Consider the following 1493-nt stretch of genomic DNA (forward strand, 5'->3'; position numbering starts at 1 on the left):
TTTTCTTCATTTACACAAAGCAGTCGTACAGATAGTTGGATAAACGGAACAGGACTTGGTTTATCTATTTCAGCAGAGATTGTTATAGCTCATCATGGTAAAATTTGGGCTGAAAACAACAAAAATCGTGGAGCAAGTTTTAGTTTCATATTACCAGCGCGCGAACAAAAAAATATTGATAACTTATCAAAAAGCACTTGTGATAAAGTTATTAAAAAATCAAAAGGAAAATACCATCTACTTTTAGTAGATGATAGTGAGGCATGCTTAATTAGTATACAATTGATACTAAAAAGTTCAAAATATACTGTAACTTGTATGACAAATGGTAAGGAAGCTCTTGAATATTTAGATAAGCATTTTATGAGAGTAGATCTTATTTTATTAGATCTTATTATTCCTGACATGTATGGTCTAGATATACTTGCTACCATAAAGAAGCAGTCCAGTAAATTTAGTCATATACCTGTTATCATACAAAGTGGAATGATTAATACTTCAGAGATTAACCTAGCTTATAGCGTGGGAGCAGCTAAACATATACTTAAACCATATAGCAAAGAAGAAATAATAGACTGTTTAGATGAAGTAATTAATCACAATTAATTAACTTTCTTATTTTTTGATATTGTTTGCAAGGTAAGCATCACCGATTCTAGTTGAGCACATTTAATAACTATAAATATCTTTACTAAAGAAGAAAAAGTTATATGTATAAACCAAGAAATACAAGGAATTTATAGTCATTATCATTATCATTATCATTCAAGGACTGTTACTCTCAAAGAGCTAATTTATTTTATAAAGTCAAAAAATTTAATTTTCTAGGAGCGTTGATATACAGTCTGGATTAATTAATAAGATTGCTGTTACTGCTGCTAATATTACAGATAGCAAAAGTTTTAGGATGTGTATCCAAGATTTAAGGTACTGTAATACTGACAAAAGGTTATAGTGTAATTTCAGCTAAAAAGGAGTCAATGAAGAGGGAAGTACATTTGTTGGCAATTAAAAAGAACAATATGAAAGGCAAAAACTCTAAGCTTGTAAGTTATTATATAAAGTTGAAATCTTCTTATAAGAGAGTGTTTGCTCAACAAAAGCGTAAGGTAAGATATATAGGAATAGCTAAAAATCAATTCGCAGAAAAAATGAATGCAATATTTTTTAATGTAAAAAGATTAATAGTACTAAAATCACGTACAATTTGCCTATTAAGGAAGATCACTTTGTCTAAAAGCTGAATTTATATTAAATAATAGTTAATAACACTGATAAAATTAAATAAATAATAATATTTATACGCAAAAATCAAAGAAAATAAAAAAAAATGAGCTTTTAAAAAAATACTTTAATTTGCAACAATCCCTTTATTATTTTAAAGTTTTAGTAATTGTTAGAACAAAAATCTTTTCAGCATGAGCTTTGTTTTTTAAAATCTTTGAACATTCATTTGCTGTTGCGCCTGTAGTGAAAACATCATCAATTAAGAT

Annotated in this window: 2 protein-coding genes; both read left to right on the forward strand. The window is 27.5% G+C overall.

The genetic code is table 11. The features are described 5' to 3' along the window. A partial coding sequence (locus IHI24_RS04665; RefSeq protein ID WP_194966904.1) for an ATP-binding response regulator occupies positions 1–606 on the forward strand: 606 nt, incomplete at its 5' end. Positions 607–980: 374 nt separating this feature from the next. Beyond that, positions 981–1244 (forward strand): hypothetical protein, encoded by a 264-nt coding sequence (locus IHI24_RS04670; RefSeq protein ID WP_194966593.1) that lies wholly within the window; start codon positions 981–983, stop codon positions 1242–1244. Positions 1245–1493 lie beyond the last annotated feature (249 nt).

Origin of the sequence: Rickettsia endosymbiont of Cardiosporidium cionae, assembly GCF_015476335.1 — a bacterium.
Classification (GTDB): Bacteria; Pseudomonadota; Alphaproteobacteria; order Rickettsiales; family Rickettsiaceae; genus JADHZC01.

Excerpts from the sequence above, each read along its gene's own strand:
- IHI24_RS04670 (WP_194966593.1), top strand. The coding sequence starts at position 981 with ATGAAGAGGGAAGTACATTTGTTGGCAATTAAAAAGAACAATATGAAA.